Origin of the sequence: Robertkochia solimangrovi (genome assembly GCF_007279655.1) — a bacterium.
Lineage (GTDB): Bacteria > Bacteroidota > Bacteroidia > Flavobacteriales > Flavobacteriaceae > Robertkochia > Robertkochia solimangrovi.
In genome coordinates this window covers 208567-234112 of sequence record NZ_QKWN01000006.1, presented here as the reverse complement: position 1 = coordinate 234112, position 25546 = coordinate 208567, and the positions used below count along the sequence as shown (strand labels likewise).

18 protein-coding genes are annotated in these 25546 nt (G+C 41.7%); 4 read left to right on the top strand and 14 right to left on the bottom strand.

Annotation, left to right across the window (positions count from 1 at the left end; all coding sequences use genetic code 11):
* Positions 1-136: 136 nt before the first annotated feature.
* From DMZ48_RS09325 to DMZ48_RS09320, 3 genes are read left to right on the top strand one after another with little or no spacing between them, the layout of a single operon-like run.
* Positions 137-3277: an efflux RND transporter permease subunit gene (locus DMZ48_RS09325; RefSeq protein WP_242009167.1), complete on the top strand. Its 3141-nt coding sequence runs from the start codon at positions 137-139 to the stop codon at positions 3275-3277.
* Entirely contained in the window at positions 3267-4490 is a 1224-nt protein-coding gene (locus DMZ48_RS18780; protein WP_242009166.1) for a TolC family protein, read from the top strand. Before DMZ48_RS09325 ends, DMZ48_RS18780 begins: the two co-directional genes overlap by 11 nt.
* A complete protein-coding gene (locus tag DMZ48_RS09320; RefSeq protein WP_143954865.1) occupies positions 4487-5638 on the top strand; it encodes an efflux RND transporter periplasmic adaptor subunit in 1152 nt (383 codons plus the stop codon). The genes DMZ48_RS18780 and DMZ48_RS09320 overlap by 4 nt, the downstream gene beginning before the upstream one ends.
* Before the next feature lie 121 nt (positions 5639-5759).
* Here the strand turns inward: DMZ48_RS09320 and DMZ48_RS09315 are convergent, their stop codons facing one another.
* Both DMZ48_RS09315 and DMZ48_RS09310 read right to left on the bottom strand, forming a co-directional pair.
* On the bottom strand, positions 5760-6758 hold the full coding sequence (locus DMZ48_RS09315; protein WP_143955045.1) for an alpha/beta fold hydrolase: 999 nt from the start codon (positions 6756-6758) through the stop codon (positions 5760-5762).
* A 77-nt stretch (positions 6759-6835) separates the two neighbouring features.
* Positions 6836-7780 carry an aldo/keto reductase gene (locus tag DMZ48_RS09310; protein ID WP_143954864.1) on the bottom strand — a complete coding sequence of 315 codons (945 nt, stop codon included), beginning with the start codon at positions 7778-7780 and terminating at the stop codon, positions 6836-6838.
* Between the two features lie 108 nt (positions 7781-7888).
* Here DMZ48_RS09310 and DMZ48_RS09305 point away from each other — a divergent pair, with 108 nt between their 5' ends.
* Complete coding sequence (locus DMZ48_RS09305; protein WP_143954863.1) at positions 7889-8725, top strand: helix-turn-helix domain-containing protein; 837 nt, start codon at positions 7889-7891, stop codon at positions 8723-8725.
* Positions 8726-8744: 19 nt separating this feature from the next.
* On the opposite strand, the gene DMZ48_RS09300 is transcribed toward DMZ48_RS09305, so the two are convergent.
* From DMZ48_RS09300 to DMZ48_RS09245, 12 genes are all read right to left on the bottom strand, one after another.
* Positions 8745-10811, bottom strand: a complete 2067-nt coding sequence (locus DMZ48_RS09300; RefSeq protein ID WP_143954862.1) for a tetratricopeptide repeat-containing sensor histidine kinase — start codon at positions 10809-10811, stop codon at positions 8745-8747.
* Positions 10812-10920: 109 nt separating this feature from the next.
* Positions 10921-12861, bottom strand: coding sequence for a DUF349 domain-containing protein (locus DMZ48_RS09295; protein WP_143954861.1), 1941 nt, complete (start codon positions 12859-12861; stop codon positions 10921-10923).
* 117 nt (positions 12862-12978) lie between these two features.
* The gene (locus DMZ48_RS09290) at positions 12979-13713 is read right to left on the bottom strand and encodes a shikimate dehydrogenase family protein (protein WP_143954860.1); all 735 of its coding nucleotides are present in this window, start codon (positions 13711-13713) and stop codon (positions 12979-12981) included.
* Positions 13706-14728 carry a DUF368 domain-containing protein gene (locus DMZ48_RS09285; protein ID WP_143954859.1) on the bottom strand — a complete coding sequence of 341 codons (1023 nt, stop codon included), beginning with the start codon at positions 14726-14728 and terminating at the stop codon, positions 13706-13708. The genes DMZ48_RS09290 and DMZ48_RS09285 overlap by 8 nt, the downstream gene beginning before the upstream one ends.
* Before the next feature lie 3 nt (positions 14729-14731).
* A complete protein-coding gene (locus DMZ48_RS09280) occupies positions 14732-15649 on the bottom strand; it encodes a polyprenyl-phosphate transporter (protein ID WP_143954858.1) in 918 nt (305 codons plus the stop codon).
* A gap of 39 nt (positions 15650-15688) precedes the next feature.
* Positions 15689-17083, bottom strand: coding sequence for a tetratricopeptide repeat protein (locus DMZ48_RS09275; protein WP_143954857.1), 1395 nt, complete (start codon positions 17081-17083; stop codon positions 15689-15691).
* An 87-nt stretch (positions 17084-17170) separates the two neighbouring features.
* Positions 17171-18364 (bottom strand): aspartate aminotransferase family protein, encoded by a 1194-nt coding sequence (locus DMZ48_RS09270; protein WP_143954856.1) that lies wholly within the window; start codon positions 18362-18364, stop codon positions 17171-17173.
* Positions 18365-18367: 3 nt separating this feature from the next.
* Positions 18368-20167, bottom strand: a complete 1800-nt coding sequence (locus tag DMZ48_RS09265) for an OstA-like protein (protein ID WP_242009165.1) — start codon at positions 20165-20167, stop codon at positions 18368-18370.
* A gap of 129 nt (positions 20168-20296) precedes the next feature.
* Entirely contained in the window at positions 20297-21568 is a 1272-nt protein-coding gene (locus DMZ48_RS09260) for an adenylosuccinate synthase (RefSeq protein WP_143954855.1), read from the bottom strand.
* 9 nt (positions 21569-21577) lie between these two features.
* Entirely contained in the window at positions 21578-22024 is a 447-nt protein-coding gene (locus DMZ48_RS09255; RefSeq protein WP_143954854.1) for a Fur family transcriptional regulator, read from the bottom strand.
* 41 nt (positions 22025-22065) lie between these two features.
* Positions 22066-24270, bottom strand: coding sequence for a RelA/SpoT family protein (locus DMZ48_RS09250; protein WP_143954853.1), 2205 nt, complete (start codon positions 24268-24270; stop codon positions 22066-22068).
* A gap of 41 nt (positions 24271-24311) precedes the next feature.
* A complete protein-coding gene (locus DMZ48_RS09245) occupies positions 24312-25544 on the bottom strand; it encodes a M48 family metallopeptidase (RefSeq protein ID WP_143954852.1) in 1233 nt (410 codons plus the stop codon).
* Positions 25545-25546: the final 2 nt, after the last annotated feature.

Below are 25546 nucleotides of genomic sequence, written 5' to 3'. Positions count from 1 at the left end.
TCTTAAGATTTGCTTAAAATCGAAAAAGTCCTTAAAATACAGCGTGTATTTCATCGAATTAAGGCTATCTTAAGACAATTCTTAGCCAATTTTCAGAGATATCATATAGATTTGGCTGCTTAGCAAACTTTAACCCATGTTTCTGAGGATCATTCAATATAGTGTTAAGCATAAGCTCATAATTCTTCTATTCACAGGATTTATTGCAGCCTTTGGTATCTATTCGTTATTTAATCTTCCACTTGGAGCCGTTCCGGATATAACGAATAATCAGGTTCAGGTGATCACCACGACAAGAAACCTGGCTACCGAAGATGTAGAGAAGTTTCTTACCTATCCTGTGGAACTCGAAATGGCCAATTTACCAGGTGTAAAAGAGATCCGTTCTGTGTCAAAATTTGGTTTGTCAGTTGTAACGATTGTATTTGAAGATGATCTGGGAACCTACTTACCACGTCAATTGATCGCAGAAAAATTAAAAATGGCGCAATCGAGGATTCCTGAAGGATTCGGCGAACCATTTATGGGACCAATAACCACTGGGTTGGGTGAGATCTTTCAATATGTAATCGATGTGGATCCTGAATACCGCGACCGTTATAGTATTACAGAATTGAGATCGATTCAGGATTGGCTCATCAAAAGACAGCTTTCAGGAATTCCTGGTGTTGTTGAGGTGAATACCTGGGGTGGGAATCTCAAACAGTATGAAGTAGCCATCGATCCGGTACAACTCAGGAATCTCGGAATCTCCCTGAACGAGGTTTATGAAACCCTGAAACGCAATAACAGTATTGCCGGTGGAGGTTATATCGAAAAGTCGGATCAGGCTTATTTCGTAAGAGGAGAAGGGATGGTATCCTCGATGGAAGATATCGGTAAAATGGTCATCACAACAAGAGATGGACGTCCTATATTGGTCAGAGATGTTGCGGAAGTACGGTTCGGCCATGCAACCAGGTTTGGAGCGATCACAGCAAATGGAGAAGGAGAGAAGGTATTGGGACAGGTAATGATGCTGAAGGATGCCGATGCGAATAAGACGATCGCCGCTGTTAAGGAACGAGTAAAAGAGATCAGTGCCTCCCTGCCTCCGGGAATCAGGATCAATGCTTTTTTGGACAGAAGCGAACTTATTCATAAAACAACTCTTACCATCGCTGAAAATCTTATTCTGGGCTGTCTTATTGTGATCTTCGTTGTGGTTCTGTTACTGGGAAATCTGCGTTCCGGACTTGTGATCGCCTCGGTGATCCCTTTATGTATGTTCTTCTCCCTTTCATTGATGTATATTTTCGGTATCGACGCAAACCTGATGAGTTTAGGTGCCATAGATTTTGGAATCATTATCGATGGGGCAGTGATCATTGTTGAATTTATCGCCTTTCGGTTAAGTACAGGAGGAACATCGCTAGTCGGCCTTAATAAACAGGAACGGCAATCCGGGATCGATAAGATCGCCATAGAATCGGCCAATAAAATGATGCATTCTGCTGTTTTCGGACAATTGATCATTATCATCGTTTTTATACCTGTTTTATCGTTGGCGAATGTGGAAGGGAAAATGTTCAGACCGATGGCTCTCGTTTTCTGCTATGCCTTGCTCGGTGCGATGATTTTGTGTTTTACCTATGTACCGGTAATGGCATCTATTTTCATAAAACCGCAAAAGAATAACAACAAGGGCATATCCTATCGACTGATCAATGCTTTGAAACGCATGTATAAGCCAAGTTTGTTAATGGCTTTAAGATGGAAAAAAACGGTGATAACTATTTCTGCTTTATTGCTGGGTGTCGCCATATTTCTTTTCAGCCGAATGGGGGGAGAGTTCATCCCGACCCTGGACGAAGGTGATTTTGTGATTCAGCCGATATTGAAAACCGGAACCACCCTGAGTAATACGATTACAGCAACGACAAGAATGGAGAAGATTCTTAAAAAATTTCCTGAGGTAAAACAGGTGGTCAGCAGAATCGGTGCTGCGGAAGTTCCAACCGATCCTATGTCTATGGAAGAAAGTGATGTGATCATTACCTTGCAGCCGAAGGATACCTGGACCACGGCTGACACCAAAGAAGGATTGGCCGAGGCATTTAAAGAGGCACTTGTAAACGGTATTCCGGGTATTGAATATGAATTTACCCAGCCCATTGAAATGCGATTCAACGAGCTCATTACCGGGGTTAGAGCAGATCTTGCCATCAAGATTTTTGGAGAGGATCTCGATATTCTGGCATCAAAAGCGAATGAAATTCAAAAAGCGATCGCGAATGTTCCGGGGGCATCCGATATCACCGTAGAAAAGATCACAGGTCTTCCTCAGATCACAGTGCGCTATAACAGATCTGCAATAGCGCGTTACGGACTAAACATCGATGATTTGAATCAATTGATCTCCGCCGGATTTTCCGGGGCAACTGCTGGGGTGGTTTTCGAAGGTGAGCAACAATACGATCTTGTACTCCGTTTTGGTGCGGATTATCGGCAAGGTATAGAAGATATGCAACGCACAGCAATTACACTCAATGATGGACGTTCCCTTCCGTTGTCTGAATTTGCGACCATCACCTATACCCAAGGACCTGCTAAGATATCCAGAGATGATACGCGTCGCAGGATTGTAGTGGGGGTAAATGTCAGAAACAGAGATTTAGCATCCGTAGTGAAGGATGTGCAGCAGATCATAAATGAGCAGATCAATATACCCACCGGATACACTGTTACCTATGGTGGCCAGTTCGAGAACTTACAAAGTGCGAAAAACAGATTGATAATCGCGGTACCCGTATCGCTCTTGCTCATATTTCTGTTATTGTATTTTGCCTTTGGTAATGTTAGGGAAGTATTGATGATCTCCAGTGCAATACCACTTGCTATCGTTGGTGGTATCCTTTTGCTGTATTTCAGGGATATGCCTTTTAGTATTTCGGCGGGAGTTGGATTTATCGCGCTTTTTGGTATTGCAGTATTGAATGGTATCGTGCTCATCGAGGAATTCCGCGAATTGCGTGAACATGGAATGAAAAATATACACAGAAGGGTGTTGACCGGTATGGAAAAGCGATTACGCCCCGTACTGCTAACCGCTATGGCGGCTGCTCTTGGTTTTCTGCCTATGGCAATATCCACTTCGGCCGGAGCTGAAATCCAAAGACCACTTGCAACCGTGGTGATCGGAGGACTTTTCACTTCCACGCTACTCACATTACTGGTCTTACCTGTTTTTTACACTGTTTTTATGAATAATGATAAAAAAGGTTCTGATGAAAAATAAGATATATTTTAAATTTTCACCTGCTGTATTTTGCGTTTTGATCATTTTGTTATTTACAATAGGAATTCAGGGTCAGGAGGCATCCATTTCACTTCAAGAGGCTCTTGATAAGGGGTGGAAAAATAACACCGGTCTAAGTAGTTCAAGAGATGGGCAGGAATATGGGAAGGTTCTTGAAGGGAGTGCCTGGAACCCTGATCAACCACAGATCTACTATCATTATGATCAGAACAATATTGCGGAAAACGGACATCCTATCGAAGTTTGGGGGGTGACACAACAATTCAGATTTCCAACCATTTATGGAGCCAGAAAAAAGGTGTTTCGGGAAGAAACCAATTTAAACAGGATACAATATGTAATGGATAGCCTTGAAACGGGGGCACAGATATCCAAAAGTTATGTTTCAGCCGTTTATTATAATAATCTGGTTAAGACCTACCGGGCTATTGATAGTCTCTATCAGGAATTTTCGAGAGCAGCCGACAGAAAATTTGAAGTTGGCGATGCCAATGAATTAGAACAATTGACTGCGAGAGCGAATTATAAGGAGGTGAATATGACCTTGCAAAAACATCTGGCATCCTATAAGAATTCAGTTCAGGTACTGAACAGCTGGATTCAGGATGAAAGCAGCACCTATGTTCCGGTTGAAGATTCACTGGTAGTCTTACCTTTAATTCCCGAGATAGCGAATGAGATACCCGCAGTGGAAATGATGCGATCTCAGCAACGACTTGAGGAGAAGAAACTCTCACTTGAAAAACAGAGCCTGTTACCGGACCTTCATTTATCGTATTTTCAGGGAACGAATGGTTATCCGGGAGCGAAAACTTATTCAGGTGTCCAGTTTGGGATCAGTGTGCCATTGTGGTTTACAGCTTCGGCTGCAAGAACCAAAGCAACGCGTATAGCGGTAGACAGAAAGACGAATGCGGTCAATGATCTGGCAACGCATACCCGTTCCCGATTAGAGGCGCTTAACAATCAATTACAGATTCAAAAGGAACGAATGGCGTATCATAACGAGGAAGGAGCTACTCTTGCTACTCGTATTTTGCAGCAGGCTAAAGTAGCATATTCCGCCGGGGAGTTGGATTATCTTCAATATCTTCAATTGCTTCAGGCAGCGATGAATACTGCTGTAGCACGTCTGAATGCCATTTATGATTATGATATGACCGTCATCACCCTTAATTATTTTTACGAATGAAAATGAAACTTACGCTTAATTCAACCGCCTGGCTAATATTAGGATTCACACTTCCTTTTTTGATTGCTTCCTGCAAAGGAACGGAAGAAGAGAAAGGAACAGATCCATCAGCGCATACTACTGATAAAGTAGTTATTTCAGAAGAACAGTTTTCTGAAGGAGGAATGGAAATACAGGAATTAAAGGAGGTAACTTTCAGCAAGGTGATCCAAACGACGGGTAGGTTTGATGTTCCACCGGAATACCGTGCTGTCGTGAGCTCTTATTTCGGAGGATATATTCGTAATCTCAAATTACTTCCGGGACAGTATGTCAAAAAAGGACAGGTCCTGTTTACGCTTCAGGATCCTGAATTTTTAAAGATACAAGAAGATTATTTAAAGTCTAAAAGTGCTTTTGAGATCGCAGATAAGGATTATCGCCGACAGGAAATTTTATGGAAAGATAAAATCAGTGCTGACAAAAGGTATGAAGAATCAAGATCGAATATGGAGTCTTTGGCCGCTCAGATGACCGCACTGGAAGAAAAGCTGAGACTGATGTCACTGAATCCTGAAAAAGTACGAACCACTTCCATGACCGATCAAATTCAGATCAAGGCTCCGATAAGTGGATATATAACTTTGGTAAATATCGTACAGGGTAGTTACCTGTCGCCACAAATGAAGGCCGTAGAGCTGGTGAACACCGATCATATGCACCTGGAACTTCAGGTTTTTCAAAAGGACCTCCCTGAGATTCGGGAAGAGCAACGTATCACCTTCCGTCCGGAACATTCCGAGAAACAGTATACAGCAATGGTACATCTCGTAGGAAAGGTGATCGATCCGGAAACGGGTATGGTTGGCGTACACGGACATATGGGCGAGGAGAACGAATCAAAATTTGTTCCCGGAATGTATGTGGAAGCAGAGATACATGTAGGCGATCATCCTGTTAGAGCTTTGCCTGAAACCGCTGTTGTACAAGTAGGTAATGATCACTATGCACTTCTTTTATCCGGCAGAAATAATGGCAATTATGAATTCAGTAAGGTGCCGGTTACTCCGGGTAAACTTGAAAATGGTATGATTCAGGTCGAAGATGTCGATAAGTTTCCGGAAAATAGTCAGTTTCTTACGAAAGGTGTTTTTGCTTTGATCCAATAGGTTATCTAAGGTCGATTAAGAGTTCACCGATAAAAAATTAAAAGGCTGTCCGCAGAGCGTAACAGCCTTTTTTATTAAAAAATGCAAGATGTTATCTTGTATGCTTTAAATAGCACAGGTGTTAATCCTTCAGGAATTCTAACAGCGGTTCGATGAATTGCTGAAAGCGCTCAATATGGGGTAAATGACCTGTGTCAGGAATCTCTACAAGTTTGCTGTTCGGAATCGCCTTTTGTGTTGTCTTTCCTAATTTTTGGTATAATCCCATGGTCTTTCTTATTTCCTCAGAAACCAGTGGTTTCCCCAATGCTGTTCGGTCTCTGGTGCCTATGATCAATAACGTAGGCATGCTTAATTCTCCAAATTCATAAAGCACTGGCTGCGTAAATATCATATCATAGGTTAATGCTGCATTCCAGGCTATGGTTTTGTAGTTGGAATTCAGAGTCCATCCGGCCAGAAGATTTACCCATTCATCATATTCCGGCTTCCATTTGCCGTCATAATAGCTGTTTAACTGATAGGTACGTATGGCTTCATAATCTTTTTTTAATTCATTTTGATACCACCATTCAACGGGTTTATAGGGTACCTTTAATTTCCAGTCTTCCAATCCAATCGGATTTTCAAGTATCAGTTTCTCGGTGATTTCAGGATACATCAATGCAAATCTTGTTGCTACCATACCTCCCATGGAATGCCCGAGTATAGCGGTTGTTTCTATTTTTAAACTATCCAGTATAGACTTAGAGTTCATGGCAAGTTGCTGGAATGTATATTGATAATGCAAGGGTTTGGATGATTTTCCGAATCCGATCTGATCGGGAACGATCACACGAAAACCATTTTCGGTGAGGGTTTCAATGGTGGTCTTCCAATAGGCACCGTTGAAATTCTTACCATGAAAAAGCACTACGTTCTTGCCGTTATAGTTTGATGGTTTGATGTCCATATATGCCATATTTAGTTCCTGTTCCTGGTGGTTCAGTTTGATATACTTTACAGGATATGGGTATTCGTAGTTACTCAGTTCAAGATCAAGCCATTTAGCCTGATTTTGCTGGGCACTGATCATTGAAGTAAACAGGAAGAGTATCAATCGTAAAATATGGCTTTTCATTCGTAAGGTCATTATCTTTTTTTTATGGTGAAATCGATGGCAGGAATTTCGTAGTCCTACCATCGATCATTGTGATTTCAGGAGCTTGCTTTATCGAGCAGGTTCATATCTTCTTCAGAGAGAGAAATGTCAATTGCTTCGAGCAATGAAGTGAGATGCTGGGGTTTAGTTGCACTGGCAATCGGTGCCGTAATACCTGGTTTGTGCAGTAACCAGGCCAGCGCTATAGAAGCCTGGGCAGACTCGTGCTTTACAGCAAGAGTATCCAGCGCTTTAAGGACCTCAGATCCTTTTTCATTCAGATACTTGCGAACTCCTTCTCCACGAACGCTTTTGGAAAGGTCTGCCTCCTCTCGGTATTTACCTGTAAGGAAACCTGCTGCCAATGCCCAGTACGGAAATACAGATAAACCGTATTCTTTAACCAAACCTGCATATTGAGTTTCATAATTATCACGTTCCATTAGATTGTAATGCGGCTGTAATGCCTGATAGGCAGGTAATCCTGATTTTGATAGTTCCAGGGATGCTTTTAATCGATCCGGAGAAAGGTTGGAAGCAGCGATAAATCTGACCTTCCCTTCTTGAATGAGCTCCTGATAAGCCGACAAAGTTTCTTCTACCGGTGTTACGTTATCATCAAAATGGGAGTAATAAAGATCGATATGATCGGATTTCAGCCGTTTTAGAGAGTCTTCTGCTGCTTTTTTGATATAGGGCTTTGTCAGGTTTTCGCTGGTGTCTGCATAGGCACCACCGACCTTCGTTGCGATAATCATTTCATTCCTGTTTCGGCGTTTCTGCATCCAGTTACCGATGATCGTTTCCGATTCGCCTCCCTTATTTCCTTCTTTCCAAAAAGAATAGATATCAGCAGTATCGATGAAGTTCAGTCCTTTCTCCGAAATTTTATCAAGAATATCAAAAGAAGCTTTTTCATCGAGTGTCCAACCGAAAACATTACCTCCAAAAACAATGGGGGCTGCCTGTATGTCGGTCTTTCCTATTTTTCTGTATTTCATGGTTCAAAATTAAATTATAGGATAAATATTAAAAGGATCATAAAGTTAGACCTAACCCTGTTAACTATCTTGTATATTTGACTTGGATACTTGTAAATATTCACCTTTATGCAACGGTATATACAGTTTGATCCCCTTAAGGTAGATGATTTTACTACTGATATCTGGGAGCATCCTCTTCATAATCATAATCATTTCGAGTTGATCTATATCGGATCGGGAAAGGGGATCCATCACCTGAACGATGAGCGCATTCCTTATTCGAAAGGGCACCTTTATCTTATAAAGCCAGCCGATGCTCATGAGTTTAAAGTGGAAGATCGCACAAGGTTCATCTATTTTAAATTTACGGGTCTTTATCAATCAGGAATCAGCGATACTGTTGACCTGCAGGCCTGGAACCGGGAACTCGATCATTTGCTTTGCCTGAACAGGATCGGGAATCTTCTGAATACCGAGAAGGATCAACGCAGGGCAGGGGATTTAATGGAGATGATCTCTGATGAATATTATGAAAGGTCGGGGCATTATGAAGATGTTATCTTCAAATTATTCCAGGCATTGCTATTCGTGATCCTCAGAAGCAGACCTGAATCGATAGATCCGTTACCAAAAGTGGAAGGAGAGTTATGTAATGAAGAGCTTCTGGATTATATCGAGACGAATATCTATGACCCTAATATGCTTACGATTAAAATGATCGCTGAAAATTTTAATTATTCTCCTCATTATATGGGGACATTCTTTAAAAAGAATGTCGGGGTACCGCTTAGAGATTATGTTCGTGATTACCGTCAAAGGCTTATCGAGCATCGTTTAAAATATAGTAAAAGTACCTTACGGGAGATCGCAACGGAATTCGGCTATACGGATGAATCGCATCTCAGCAAGAGCTTTTCTCGATATCATGATATCACGCCGATGGCATTTCGTAAAAAGGGTTGATAATTGCTGTACAGATGAACTATCCGACTTTCTGCATTGTCTCCTGATATTTCAAAACAGTAAAGAAGAAACTGCTGCCATGTCCCGGAATGGAGGTAATATGGAAAGCACCACCGCTCTTGAGGATCATCTCTTTACAAAGGCTTAAACCGATACCGGTACCTTTTTCATTATTGGTACCATAGGATGAGGTGATATAACTCTCTTTAGAGAGTATTCTTTGAATGGTCATTTCATCCATTCCTACACCGGTATCCTTCACTTCGATCTCCCAGTTGTTATTCTTTTCGAGGGCATTGATATCGATACGTCCGTTCTCCGGAGTAAACTTAATCGCGTTATTGATGAGGTTTCGTAAAAGGATGGTCACGATCTCAGTGTCTCCGAAGATGTAAGCATCATCTGGTATATTATTACAGATCATAATATTCTTGGCACTCGCACCTTCCCTTAAAAGGTCTACCGATGAATTGGCAAGCAGGAACAGGTTGTTCTTAACCGGGTTGTTCTTGATACCACGCATCTGCTGCTGCGACCAGTGTAAAAGGTTATTCAGCATGAAGGAAACATTCTTGACCTGCTCTCCTAACTGAGGCGCGAAATTGATGAAATCTTCAGCTTCGATCTGTTTCTCCTGCAGCAGATCGATGAGGCCGTTCAACGAATTGATCGGCGCACGAAGATCATGGCCGATTATAGAGAATAATTTATTTTTTGTCTCGTTGGTATGTTTTAGCTGTAATTCTCTTTTTTCGAGAACTCTGTTCTTTTTGGCGAGCAGACTGTTGAGCTTACGTTCAAGTTTTCTGCTGCGCTGAGTGAGGAACAGTATGGTCAGGAGTATCGCAGCTCCACCGGTGGAAAGATAAAGCAGCAGTAAGCGTTTATTGTGTTCCTTTTCATTGTCCAGGATCAGGTTGTTCTCTTTCTCGATAAATTCGACTTCAGCCTCTAAGCCTGCAAGACTTTTCGAGTTGGTGTGATTGTAGATGCTGTCATTGAATTTTTTAAACTCCTGATGGTAATGTAAAGCGGATTCATAATTTCCTTCTGCCTGGTTGATCTGATAAAGTATCTCTGCACCATCGCGACTCACCTCGATGGCCTTGATCTCTCTTCCTACCGCAAGTGCTTCCCCTACAAAACATTCAGCAAGCTTATAGTCCTTGAGGCCGAGGCTGGCTTTTGCCAGTCCGATTTTAAGAAATGCGAGTTCTCTGTTGTCCGTAAACAAAGGTTGTAGTGATTCGGCATTACGGTAGATCTCCAGCGCTTTAGCGTAGTTTTCCTTGGCCCGGTAAATATCTCCTTTAATTCGGTAGGCAAATGCCAGCCAATCGGGCATATTCTCTTTGTTTTCTTCAAATATTCCTATCGAACGGTTGATGTAGTCCAGCGATTCCGGATATTGCTTCATTCGCAGGTGCAATTCTGCTATATTACTGAATGATTGTCCCTGAGAGATCCTGTTTCCTAGATCCTGATTTATGCTGGCTACGGTATCGTAATATTTTAAAGCCTTTTCGTACCGATTGATCATCATATGATTGTTGGCGATACATTCATAGGCCATAGAAACCAGATTCATCACATCTTCGCTCTTATTGGAGCTATTTCCCAGAGCGATCAGTTTAAGGCAATTTGCATTTGAGATGTTCAGAGCCGCCTGATATTGAAAGAGGATACCGAGTTCGTAATACGAGTTCATCATAGCGATGGTGTCGTGCTGTCTTTCGGCTAATTTCAGGGCGTCATTAAGAAATTCCTTACTCTTTTCATATTCACCGATTTCCGTGTAGAGCATTCCATAAGACTGAAGTGCGACCATGGTACCCTTGTTGTAATTGATACGCTGGGAGTGGGTCTTCGCCTTTCTCGCATATTTGATCACGGTATCATGGGAAGAATATACAGAACTCCTCGCCAGAATATTGAGATTTTTTATATAGGAAGTGTCTTTTATTGTGCCGGTTAAACCCGTCTTTTCATACTTATATATCAACGTGCGAATACTGTCGATTTTCGGGGACTGTCCGAATGCCGCAACCGATAGCAACACAGATATGTAAAGTAGTTTAGTCTTCATTTAGGGTAAAAGGTCTCCAAATTTAACAAAAAATTAAAACTTTCCTAATTTTTAGGAATTAATTTGTTAATATTCAGAGAATACCTACGAAATCCTAAACGCTAAAATTTTAATTTTCGTCTAAATTTTTAAGTTTTTTCAACTTTGCCTTCCAGATCGAGAGGTCGTTTTTGTAGCCGTCGATATTTTTAATAACGTCTTTAACTATGGGGTTGTTTGCGTCGGCATTGATAAATTGCAAATTGTTTTCAAGCTGGCGAATTTCTGCTTTTACTTCATCGATCTTACGACGGATAAAGATCTTTTCGTTCCGTAGTGCATGGTCATTATCGGCTTCCGCAATTTCCTGAAGTTTATTTCCGTATTTGATCATTTCGGATTTCTGCTTGTCGACATCCAGTTTCTTGAAAAGTGCATCCAGTATTTTGTTGAACTTACTTTCGATGTTCTTTTTATTGAAAGGTACTCTGCCATAAGATTTCCATTCTTCGATAAAGGCTTTTATCTGTTCGAGGTCTTTATCTTTATCTCCGCTGAGTTCATAGCTTTTTAATCGATCAAGAAAATCCTTTTTCTGATCAAAGGCAGTCATTTCTTCCTGGAAATCTTTGTTCTTACGGGCATGGAAACGATCGAAATAATGATTACAAGCTGCTTTGAACTCATTCCATACCTTATCTGAATATTTGCGGGGAACATGTCCGATCTGTTTCCAATCCGATTGGATCTTTTTCATAACGGGGGTTGTCATATCCCAGTCATCACTATCCTTTAAGGATTCGGCCAGTTTTACCAGGGCGATCTTTCTTTCCAGATTGTCATGTTGCTCCTTTTTGAGGTTCTTGTAAAAACCATTCTTCTTTCTGTTGAATCTGCGAACAGCCTCCTTAAAAGCAGCCCAGGTCGATTCGTTAACTTTGTAAGGAACACGTCCTGCATTGAAAAACTTTTCACGTAGCTCCTCAACTTCGCGGATTTGCTTTTGCCATAAATTATGAGAAGTAACAGGATGGTCGGCGATCTCTTCGATCTTGCGAATGATCTCTTGTTTCACCTGAAGATTCGATTCGTGAATCTCATCCTGATTTTTGAAATATTCCTGTCTTTTTCTGTGAATCGTTTTTGTAGCTTCGCTGAAACGGTTCCAGACATCTTCCCGGTGTTCACGATCGACCGGTCCGATATCCTCTTTCCAAATTTTATGTAATATCTGTAATTCGCGGAATGCCTTATTCACATCGTTAATGACAGCTAGTGCTTCAGCCTTTTCGATGATCTTTTCCTTTTCTTCGAGGTTGTGTTTGAAATCAAGATCTCTCAGATCGCGATTCAGATCGAGGAAATCATAGAATATTTCAACATGATGATGATAGGTTCTCCAAACATCGTTATAATTCATTCTGGGAACCGGTCCTGCATTTCTCCAGCGATCCTGTAATTCTTTGAAATGCTTATAGGTGTCGTTGATATTCTCTTCAACATTGATAAGACCCTTGAGTTCTTCGATGATCTCCAGTCTTATGTCCAGATTGGATTTCAGCTTTTGTTCAAGGTTCTTGTAGTACTGATTACGCTTATCCCGATATTCGGAATAGATATCATTAAAGCGTTTTTTAATAGGGGCTGTATAGTTGAAATCTGATTCGTTTCCACCATCGTGGATAAAATCTTCCTTTTTCTGTTCGAGTAATTCCTGATATTTGAGATCGAATTCTGAACGGATCTGGTCGACATGATCTTTTATCGCCTGAATTCTTTCTTTAGAGACCAGTCTGTAGAGTTCATCCGTCAACTTATCCATATTCATGGAATGATAATCCAGTAACGGTATCTCATGGCGATCTATGTTACCTTCATCTTCCGCATCTTCGGCATTTGACTCGTCTATCTCATTCTGCACTTCATCATCGCCCTCAACCTCCGTAGTCACTTTGTTATCCTGCGCATCTTCGGATGCTTCCGGATTGGTAGCTTCGGTTTCGGGTTGATTTGATGCTGATTCCATTCCTTCTGCATCATCGTGCAGGTTATCGTTTTCTTTATCTAACATTACGGTCAATGTTTTGGGTTCATCTCAACTTTGAAGTTGAAAGATACTAACAAGAATGTTATTAGCCAAGTGTTTTGAACAGACCGAATGAAAAATGAGCTATTAAAAGGATTTCGATTAGCGGTTCCAGATTTCCCAGGCCTTTTCTGCCTGTAATTCCAGCATTCGATATCCATTCAGGGTTTTCGCACCTTTTTCAGCCCCTTTTTTCATAAAGGCTGTTTGTTCCGGGTTATAGATAAGATCAAAAAGAATATGTTTGTCAGAAAGTGTATCGTAAGGAAGATCCGGGCAAAGTTCCACATTAGGAAATGTTCCCAGAGGGGTACAATTCACCAGAAGATCAAAAGTTTCAAGTCCTTTGGTTTTTAATTCCTCATAGGTTAAACGCCCTGTAGCCGGAGTTCTTGAGACATATTGATAGTCGATGCCTTTTTGATTCAAAACCCAGGCTACAGCTTTGGAAGCACCACCGGTACCGAGGATCAGAGCTTTCTTTACACCGGAATGTAAAGCAGGGGTGAGTGCTCCGTCGAATCCTACTGCATCCGTATTGTATCCGGTCAGTTTATTACCGGTAACTTTGATGGTATTGACAGCACCGATCTCCTTAGCGATCTCGTCGAGATCATTCAGGTAGGGGATGACCGCCTGCTTGTACGGGATGGTCACGTTCATACCGATAAGATCCTGGTGTTTCTTGTGTATTTCAGGAAAGTCTTCAATAGTTGGAATGTCGAAATTCACATAGGAATGATCTCCGAGTTCCATAATTTCAAACTTATCTGTAAAGTATCTTCGAGAGAAGGAATAGGCGATATTCTTCCCGACCAGTCCGAACAATTTAGACATATCTTCTTTGCTTTTTACCGTACCAGTCCAAAGATAGCAATATTAAAATTCCTACGATCACAAAGAAGACTGCGATCCAGGTCTCCGAGGTTGCGGGGTCTGGCAGATAACGCTGATAGTTTTGTATGATCTTATCACCAGCTGAATCCAGCATAACAGCACCTTCGTCATTCATTCGGTAGATCGTTTTTTTCCAGGGCCATACCACGCCAAGAGAGCCTGTGATAAAACCGATAATGGTCGCAGTGGTAATATGCTTATAATGTTTCAGGACATAGCTCAACAAATGGCTCAGGGTTACCAGACCGGTCGCGGAACCCAGGGTGAAAACCACTAGTATTTTGAGGGTATGGATTCGTTTGGCATTATTGATAAAACTGAAATCGCCACTAAAGATATCTGCAAAGGTATCGTATAGGGCATTTACAGAGTCGACAAGCAGGAGTACGTAGTTACCCAGAAGGATCAGAATGAAGGAACCTGACAGTCCCGGTAAAGTCATTCCAGACACACTTATGATTCCGCAAAGAAAAACAAAGATCAGGTTGTCATTCTCTTTGGCCGGACTCAGAAAACTAAGGGAAATTCCGAAGAGTATTCCAAGTATCGCAGCGAAGATCGTGCGCTGGTTCCAATGATGAAAGTCTTTTGCAATATAGTAGATCGACCCAATGATCATTCCGAAGAATGCAGCCCATACATAGAGTTCTTTTCGGTCGATGAAATAATCCAGCAGCTTGGAGATACTGAAATAACTGAATAACATTCCCAAAATAAGGAATACGAGAAATTTTCCGTTGATATATCTGTAGAAGCTGGAAAAACGCCCGTTTATAAGCAGCTTTAGCGCCTTCAGATTGAACTTCTGAAGCGAATAGATGAATTCTTCGTAAAAACCGGCCACAAATGCCACAACGCCTCCTGATACGCCAGGAACCTTATTGGCGGCACCCATAGCTAATCCTTTGATGAAGAGAAAAACTTTATCGCGTATGGTGCGGGTGGGGTGCTGCATGTTTTACGATTTTTTTACGGCCAGGCGTTCGAGAAGGAATATAAGGGCAAAGCCTCCGATCGCCAACAATACTGCCGGAAAAAGCTGAGGATCTCCATCAAATTGAGAAGGGAGTACACTGTGTTCACTGATCGGTATTACCTTCTCCTTAAAGATACGAGTTTCCGTAACGATCTTCCAGGGCCATATCTTATTCAGCGATCCGAAGATGAAACCGGTAAGAGCCGCAAGCGTGATGTTTTTAAACCTGTGAAAGAGAAATTTGAGAAGCCTTGAAAAACTTAGTAAGCCTACAACCGCTCCTATGGCAAATAAAACAATTTTCTTGATATCCATACTGCTTACCGCTTCCAGTACGGTTTCATAGGCACCTAAAAGTACCAGAATAAACGCACCCGATATCCCGGGTAAGATCATGGCGCAAATTGCGAGTGCCCCGGCGATCAGTAAGAAGAGATCGCTGCTGGTGTCATGCATAGGGGGAAGCGTGGTGATATAAAATGCCCCGACTGCTCCAGCGATGAAGACCAGTATACTTTTCCAGTTCCATTTTTCGATCTGACTTCCAACAAGGATCACACTGGCTAGCACCAGTCCGAAAAAGAAAGACCATAACAGAACAGGTTCATTGGCCAGAAGCCATTTCAGCAGTTTAGCCAGAGAGAGAACACTGATGCCTATACCGAGGAGAAGGGCAGCCAGAAAATTACCGTTCATGTAATTCCATGCAGCCTTGATTCCGTTTTGTCGCAGTATTTTGAAAGCTTTAAGATCGACCTTATTGATGGTTTCGATCAGTTCTTCGTAGATACCTGAAATGAATGCTATCGTTCCCCCGGAAACACCTGGTACCACATCTGCAGCACCCATAGCAAGTCCTTTTAGGGTTATGATCACATAGTCTGTAAGTTTTCGTTGCATATTTTGTTCTTGACGCGAACAAAAATATGGAATTTAAACTTAGTTGTTTTTATAGGAATGAATTAAATTCCTCACAATTCCAGAATTGTAAACCGTAGGGAACAAGGTCTCCATGGTGTCGTGTTCCTCAAAGTTATGCATCAATGCATTTTTAAGGTGGTAATTACCTTTGAGCGTATCCTGAAGCATATAATACATCCCTGCCAGACGATATTCCAGGTCGGCATGTTCCGGGTAAAATTCCAGTGCTTGTAAGAGGGTATGAATACCACTTTCGTATTCTCCCAGTTTTAAAAGGATGTCTGTCCAGGCGAGCCAGGTTTCCAGTTCATAATTACCGAGTTCGATGGTCTTCTGGTAAGCGAGATCAGCTTCTTCGTAAAGATGAAGTAACTCATTGATACGGGCTGATCTTTTCCAGTAAAGAACATTCTCTCCATCGATGTTGATCGCTTTATTGATATAGTAAAGCGCTTTTTGGAAATTATTCTGACGATAATAGAAATCGGTTATGGCGAGCCAGCCTTTGTCCAGTAAAGGATCTTCGTGTACGGTCTGGTAGAAGTATTTCTTGGCTAATTCCAGATTACCCAGTTTTTCATGGCATTTCCCCATTCTCAGGTAAGCAAAAGAGGTGGGGTCATCAAGGGTAAGTGTTATTTCGTAGTTTTCGATTGCCTCATTGTAACGTCTGAGCTTTTCCAGTACCCTTCCTTTTTCAAAGTAAGCACCGATAAAGGTGTCGTCGGAATAAATAGCAAAGTCAAAGCTTGCCAATGCTTCTTTATGCATTTTCTTCGACATGAACTGCTTGCCGAGTTGATGCCAAGCAACTTCACAATAAGGATTGTGATCGAGGTAATCATTCAGGAATTCGATGGCGCCATCATAGTCTTCGAGAAAGTCAAAGCAGTAAATGATATTGTAAAGGGCGGCATAATCATCCTGATCTTCTTCCAGACAACGTATGAATGCCTCCTTAGCGGCCTCGTAATTATCCAGGAATAGATATTCAATACCCAGCAGTGAATTGATGTCTGCAGCTTCATCGGTCATGGTAAGTGCTGTATTGAGACATTCAATCGCTTTCAGGTGTTCGTCCTTTTTGGAATATATGTTCGCTTTCTGTATAAAGATCTCTTCATTGGAGATTTCGATAGCTTCGATCTCATTCAATAAGACTTCAGCTGCTTCAAACCTGTTTTCAAACACTAGAATCTCTACATTGAGCAATTTAAGTTCCGTGGAGGAAGGATGTTGTTCCAGACTGATCTTTATAGCTTTTTTGGCGAGGGCGATTTTTCCGGAGTCCAGATAGTGGTGGATTATCTCCTGAAAATCATCCGAATCAAAGAAATAAACATCATTTGTTTTCAGCATTGATTCGAATTTTGCCAGTGGTAGATTTTGGTCTTCGTGAGCACTAAATGCCATAGGCGATGCTTTTTTAGATTTCTACGTTAATAAATTTAAAGCTTGAAGCTGTCCGTATGAGGAAACAGCGCTATTCTTATTAACAAATTAATTAACAGCTTGGTCGTTGAAACGGTTCAATACTTTCAATATCAGACGACAACCTGCCTGTATCTCTTCGTCAGAAATTGTCAATGGAGGAGTGATTCGAACTGCCCTTGGTTCAAAAAGTAACCAGAACATGAGAAGTCCTTCTTGCATTGCTTCCAGAATAAGCCGGTCAGTAAGCTCCTTATTTTTTAAGATAACCGCGATCATCAAACCTTTGCCTCGTATCTCTTCGATCAAAGGGTGTTGAAGCAAGGAACGGAAAAGCTGTTCTTTTCTCAGCACTTCTGCCATCAGATCGGTATCAGTAAGTTCTTTTAGCGTTGCCAGGGCAGCTGCAGCGATGACCGGGTGGCCGCCAAAAGTGGTTATATGACCCATTTTCGGGGCGTCCTTCAATTGCGACATCAGGGCATTGGATGCGGTAAATGCACCCACAGGCATTCCGCCTCCCATTCCTTTACCCATGACCACAATATCCGGGATCACATCGTAGTTCATGAACCCGAAAAGTTTACCGGTTCGTCCGAACCCGGGTTGTATCTCATCGAGGATCAATAATGCACCCACTGCTTCACAACGGGCTTTGACCTTTTTCAGATAATCATTTTTGGGTTCTATAAAGCCAGCTCCTCCCTGTATGGTCTCCAGAATTACGCCTGCGGTTTGGGTGGTAATTAGTTCCAGATCTGATTCTTCATTGAACGAAATGAAGCGCACACCGGGGATCAGTGGACGAAATGGGCGTTTTCTTTCCTCGAGGCCCATCAAACTCATGGATCCCTGGGTGTTGCCATGATATGCATTGCGAGCTGCGATGATCTCGCCTCTGCCTGTTGCTTTTTTAGCTAGTTTCAGGGCCCCTTCTATCGCCTCGGTTCCTGAATTTACCAGATAGGTAGTTTCAAGTTCTCCGGGCAGGTGTTCAGCCAGTAAACGCGTAAGTTCTATTGCAGGTTGTTGGATAAATTCCCCGTAAACCATCACATGCATATAGCGTGCTGCCTGCTCCTGAACGGCACTAACTACAGCCGGATGACTATGTCCGAGTGTATTAGCAGAGACTCCCGCTACAAAATCCAGATAGGCATTTCCTTCAGTATCGTAAATATATGATCCTTCTGCACGGCTGATCTCAAGCGCGAGCGGATAGGGTGAAGTCTGTGCCTGGTATTTAAAAAATGCTGTTTTCAATGGCTATTCTTTTTTTTCTGAACCGGGATGTTGTGGCTCTTTTGGGAGATTCCCCTTATTGTTGACAACTCCTTCGTTCTTTTCTTTTTCATCTTCATTTTGCTCCTGCTGCTCAGAATCGGAGCCTTCATCGGGGGCCAGGTTCGGATTGTCGATATCGATAGGCTGATCTACACCGTTTATCTTTACCAGTTCAATGGCATTATCTTCAGCACTGAACAGGTCGTCTACACTTCGGATCATTTCATCACCCCGCCAGTAGAACCCCCTGAACTTTCTGCCGTTAACAGGGATGTCTTCATCGCGGAAAATATTTCCGTCGACATTATTGTAGGAAGTGATGTTATCTATTTGATTTTCGATCATATTAAAACGAATTCTTCCGCAAACCCTTTTGTCTATGCCCATGAATTCACGTTCCTCCTCGTCATCGTTCCAGAGATAATAGATCAATTCAGCATTTTTTACGATGTCGATATAATCCATCTTATTGTCCTTGAATATACCATACAGGTCCTTTCCTTTGATCTGGTTGAATCCGAATTTGGCAGAATCCTTAAAGGTGATATGACTCAATGAATCCTTTTGAATGATAAAGGCATCGTTAAGTACTTTAAGAGAGTCCAGTTTTTCCGTTTCCACGTTTGAAAGTATGTGAATACTGTCACCGGTCATCTGACTTTCTCCGTTCCACAATACAGGTCGGTATTTAGCGTAAAGGTTTTCCGGTATATTTGGTGGTATCGTTGTGATCAGCTTAGTGATTCCAGTTGCCTGGTCAGAATGAATCGAATCACATTTTCCGCTCATGTCAGTTTTATAGAAACGTGCATCACGAAAAGCCTTGATCACTCTTTCGTTTTCTTTTCCTGTTACCATGAGGGTGTCACCATGGATGTACATGGAATCTTTTTCCATTAAAGTTATCGCCAGGGCTCGTTTGGTAACGAACATCGAATCTTTTGCTTTATAGACCTCGGCATAATGACCTCTTACGACGCCTTTGTTCACCGTGTCGATCACTTTGATGTTATTTGTTGCCGAAGCGAATTCGGTGGCCTTATCGAAATAGAGACTATCTCCGTAGATGATGCGGTTGTCGTAATCGATGCGGGTGTTCTTTACACCATAACCATTTTCTGCGGTAGTATTGTAATAACCCCGTTCACAATAGATCTTATAGTCGTTCCCGGTAATGGTTGAAGGACCGTACATGTATGCGTTTTTGCTATCTGTGTAATAATCCAGTCTTGAACTGTTGATCTCGTAGTCAGGATTGGTGATATGGACATCACTTTTAAATTCATATTTATTGATCTCGAGATAGTACTTTCCCTGATTACTGGTAAGGGTGTTAGCACTGTCCTTTACCGTTCCAAAGGTGTCGTAAAAGGCGATCTGTTGATTGCGGTCAAAACGGATCTCCTCCGTGTTGAGGGTCATCGTATTATTGCGGAGTTCCACCTGTTTGCTGGACACTGCGATCTTGGTGTTCGCATCATATTCAGCATATTCACTATTCATTTTGATGCTGTCTCCCTGTTGGAAGAAAACATTGCCGAAAGCGCGTATTCTGTTTTCTTTACGATAGAAAACTGCAAGGTCACACCAAAGGTCCATTCCATCATGTTCAAACTGTACCTGCTGGTCAGTTTTACTCATGATATCAGCACCGGGGTATTTGGTTTCGTCTTTCGTAAACTGCCCGGGATGATTGATAATGATCCTTTTTTTGTCTTGTGCCTGCAAAGTGGCCACTGTCAAAAACAGCAAAAACAAAAATGTGCTTGTAGTTAACTTCAAAATTTGTGTTGATTTGAGTTCAAAAATAAACCTTTTTAACAAAGCTTGTCATAAGCCGAAGTTAAATACTAAAAAAACGCATCATGTTCATGATGCGTTTTCAGGGTCTATTTTAAATTAACGCGATTATTATCGCATGATTGTCTGTTTTCTGTCAGGTCCCACAGAGACGATCTTAACCGGTACCTCCAGTTCTTTTTCGATAAAATCGATGTAGGCGGTCAGTTCTTCAGGGAAATCTGATTCACTCGTGATATTGGTGAGATCCTTATCCCAACCTTTCATTTCTGTATAAATCGGTGAAATATTTTGTTCCTCGATATTGAAAGGCAGGTGTTCAATAGTTTCTCCGCGGTAATTATAGGCAGTACAAACCTTAAGGGATTCGAATCCGCTGAGCACATCGGCTTTCATCATCATCAATTGTGTAACTCCGTTTACTTGAACGGCGTATCTCAATGCAACCAGATCTAGCCAGCCACATCTTCTTTTTCTTCCGGTGGTCGCTCCGAATTCGTTACCAACACGTCCCATAGTTTCTCCAACCTCGTCAAAAAGTTCAGTAGGGAAGGGGCCACTACCTACACGTGTGGTATAGGCTTTGAAGATCCCGAGTACCTCACCGATCTTTCCGGGTGCAACACCCAGACCGGTACAAGCTCCGGCAGCGGTGGTATTAGAAGAGGTAACATAAGGATAGGTTCCAAAATCGATATCCAGTAAAGATCCCTGTGCACCTTCTGCAAGAATGGTCTTTTCGCTTTTCAATGCCTGTTGAAGGTATTCTTCACTGTCGATGAACTTCAATGATTTAAGCGTTTCGATCGCTGCAAAGAATTCAACTTCCAATTCTTTAAGGTTGTATTGGATATCTACGTCATAGAAACGGATCATGGCTTCATGCTTATCTGCAAGAGCACGGTATTTTTCTTTCCAGTCGTCTAGTTCAAGATCTCCAACACGAATTCCGTTACGGCCCGTCTTATCCATATAGGTCGGCCCGATACCTTTAAGTGTAGAGCCGATCTTGGCTTTGCCTTTGGCAGCTTCTGAAGCGGCATCCAGTAATCGGTGTGTTGGAAGGATCAGGTGTGCCTTTCTTGAAATGAACATTCTTGAAGGGATATCGATATTGAATTTATCCAAATTATCGATTTCCTTTTTAAAGATCACAGGATCTATAACAACGCCGTTACCGACTATGTTGATCGCATTTTCATGAAAGATCCCTGAAGGGATAGTGTGAAGTACATGTTTAATGCCGTCAAATTCAAGAGTGTGACCTGCGTTGGGTCCTCCCTGAAAACGAGCGATTATATCATAATTTCTGGTAAGGACATCAACGATCTTACCTTTACCTTCGTCTCCCCACTGTAGTCCTAGTAGTAAATCTACTGCCATTTTATGTAATTAATTTTTATTGTCGTTTTTAGTCCCGTAAAAGTAAAGTGAATGGTTTTGGATCTTGATATTAAAGACCTCTTCTATGGTTTGTTGTATACTCTGAATCCTTGGATCACAGAACTCCATTACCTCTCCGGTATCGGTCAGGATAACATGGTCATGTTGTTTGTCAAAATACGATTTCTCGTAATGAGCCTGATTCTGCCCGAATTGGTGTTTTCTGACCAGATTACACTCCAGAAGAAGTTCAATAGTATTATAAAGAGTAGCCCGGCTGACGCGGTAATTCTTATTTTTCATTTTGATGTACAGTGATTCAATGTCGAAGTGATCATCACTGTCATAGATTTCCTGTAAGATCGCGTATCGCTCAGGAGTTTTGCGGTGACCGTGGTCTTCTAAGAATTTAGTAAAGACATTCTTAACAATTTCCTGGTTCTTATCGTTCCCCATATTCTGGACTGCTATTAAAGGTACAAATGTAGTGTTTAAAATTAAATTCGAACGACTTTATCTATACCATTGATCTTTTTGAGATTTTCAAGTAGCTTTTTAAGAATGGTCTTGTTCTTCACTTCTACAGTGATCTTTCCTGAAAAGATACCGCCTTCTGTATCGAAATTGATATTTTTCATATTCACATGCATATTGCTCGAAATAACCTTGGTCACGTTATTAACCAAACCTAGTTTGTCGATCCCGTCTAGTTTTATCACCGCGGTGAAGTCCTGTTGGGTAGAATCGATCCATTTAGCAGAAATAATCCTGTATGCATAATTGGATTGCAAAGTGATCGCGTTCGGACAATTTTTCTTGTGAACCTTTATTCCTTCATTTACCGTAATAAAACCGAAAACTTCATCTCCTGGTATCGGATTACAGCAATTTGAAAATTTATAATCGAGTTTTTCCTCTTCCTTACCGAATACGATCAGATCGTAATTATTTGTGATCTCCTCTCTGTTAATCTCTTCTGAAGATACTGGCTTACGCATCTTGCTTTTGAAGAAATTCAGGAAGGTGTTGTTTCTGGAGGCCGCAAAGTTTTTCAGCATCTGGTTATCGATGGTGTTGATACCCACTCGATAAAAAAGGTCCAGACTGGTCTTCAATTTAAAATAGACCACGAGATCGTTCACTACCTTTTCATTCAATGCGATCTTCATCTGTCGCATCTTACGGCGCAGGATCTCTTTACCTTCCTCTGCGATCTCTTTCTTCTCTTCCTTAAGCGAAGATTTGATCTTTGCTCGGGCTCTGGCAGTAGTTGCGTAGTCAAGCCAGTTTGAGTTTGGTTTGGAACTCTCTGAAGTAATGATCTCAACCTGATCACCGCTTTTCAATTCCCGGCTTAAGGGAACGAGTTTTCCGTTCACTTTGGCACCTCTGGTCTTGAGTCCGATCTCAGTATGAATACTGAAGGCAAAATCGAGCGGCGTAGCCCCTTTTGGTAATGATTTCAATTCTCCTTTCGGCGTAAATACAAAGATCTCCTGAGAATACAGGTTGAGTTTGAATTCTTCTACGAAATCAACTGCATTTCCATCTGCATTTTCCAGTGCTTCCTGTAGTCGGTTCAGCCAGATCTCAATTCCCTGTTCTTTCTGTTCTCCGTGTTTGTATTTGAAATGCGCTGCATATCCCTTTTCTGCGATCTCGTGCATCCGTTCACTTCGAATCTGAACTTCCACCCATCTTCCTTTTGGTCCCATTACCGTGATATGGAGTGCCTCGTATCCTGTAGTTTTAGGGGAGGAGATCCAGTCTCTTAAACGGGTAGGATTCGGACGGAAGTGGTCGGTAACTATGGAATAGATCTTCCAGGCCAGGAACTTTTCATTCGCAGCATCGCTCTTGTATATAATTCGGATCGCAAATTTATCGTATACCTCATCGAAGCTTACATTTTGAGCCTTCATTTTTCTCCGAATGGAAAAAATAGATTTTGGCCTTCCTTTGATCGCATAATTGAGGCCTTCCTTATCAAGACTTTCCTGTATGATATTTGAAAAGGAATTTATATAGGCTTTTTGCTCATCTTCACTTTCCTCGATCTTATTAAGGATGTCGTTATAGACATTAGGCTCTGTATACTTTAGACCAAGGTCTTCCAGTTCAGTTTTAATGTTGTATAAGCCGATACGGTGTGCAAGTGGAGCATAGATATACAGTGTTTCTGAAGCGATCTTGACCTGTTTATGATCAGCCATGGAATCCATGGTCTGCATATTATGTAACCTGTCGGCGATCTTGATGAGAATAACCCGGACATCGTCGTTCAGGGTTAGTAACATTTTACGGAAATTCTCGGCTTGCAGTGAGATATCCTGCTCAGAACTCATCTGAGATATTTTGGTGAGTCCGTCAACGATCCTTGCAACCGTAGGTCCGAACAATCTTTCGATATCTTCCAGGGTATATGTGGTATCCTCCACAACATCGTGCAAAAGGGCTGCCGCAATGGCAGTAGCATCCAGTCCGATCTGCTGTGCAACGATTTTAGCTACGGCGATCGGGTGGAAAATATAAGCCTCTCCACTTTTCCGTCGCTGATCCTTATGGGCATCAACGGCCGTGTCAAAAGCGAGTCTGATCAGCTTCTTATCCGCATCGGATAAGGTCTGGTAGCTTATTCGCAGTAATTCTTTATACTGCTTTGCAATCTGCTTGTTCTCTTTCTCTACATCTAATACCGCCATAAACTAAAAATAACATAATCTTTATTATTTACCAACAAAATCTATGCCTTAAGATTCCTGATGCGCTGTAATAGCGTAGGGTGAGAGTAATGCATAAAAACATAGGCAGGATGTGGTGTCAGATTGCTGAGATTATTCCTGGAAAGTCTCTTAAGTGCATTGATCAATGGGGCTGCCGAATAGGTTGTTTTGGCATAATCATCCGCCTGATATTCAAATTTTCGGGAAACCCAATTCATGAATAACCCGGTGATTTCAGAGATGGGACTATAAAGTAAGGCAAAGGCGATAAGTCCGGTATGAAATCCCGGTGTTGAAACTCCGAGTGCAAGCGATAGTTCCGGTATACTGATAAACAGGCTTAGCAGGTAAAGGGTGATACCTGTGAGTACTACAGAAAGTACGATATTGAAAATGATATGCCTGCGTTTATAATGCCCGACCTCATGTGCCAGTACAGCCACGATCTCCTCTTCATCCAGGTCTTTGATCAGAGTATCGTAAAGAGTGATTCTTTTTTCCTTGCCAAAGCCTGAAAAGTAAGCATTTGCTTTAGAGGAACGCTTCGATCCGTCAATTACAAAAATCTTTTCTAAGTTGAAACCTACCTCTTTGCTGTATTTCTCAATTTTCGACCGTAAGCTTCCGTCTTCCAGAGGAGTCTGCTTATTGAATATCGGTACGATCCACCTGCTGTAAAACATATTTGTGAACAGGGTTATCACAGTGATCAGGATCCATGCGTAAATCCAGAAATCGGTTCCGGTTTTCTCGAAGAATAGAATGATCAGTGAAAGAATGCCTCCGCCCAGTACTGCTCCCAGAACCCAGCCTTTGATCTTGTCCAGAACAAATGTTTTCACGGAGGTCTTGTTGAAACCGAATCTTTCTTCGATCACGAAAGTTTTATAGATGCTGAACGGAAGGTTCAGTAAATCGCCTGCGAACATAATGATCCCGAAGAAAATCAAGGCGATTCCGATCGGGTGCTCTGTGGTATTTCGGGCTATATTATCGATCCAACCGAATCCGCTGAACCTTAGCATCAGTAGGATGAGCAGTAAACTAAACGTTTCATGGATCACTGAAAAGCGATAGTTCGTTTTTTTATAGACCTGTGAATTTTTATAAGTCTCTTCGTCATAGATACCTTCCAGATCTTTCGGCAGGCTACTGTCAAAACGGGTATAATTGAGATAATCCAGTACCTGATCGATCACAAAATCAAGAATGAGAATACCTGTGATTATATAATAGATAATTGTAACGTTCATGG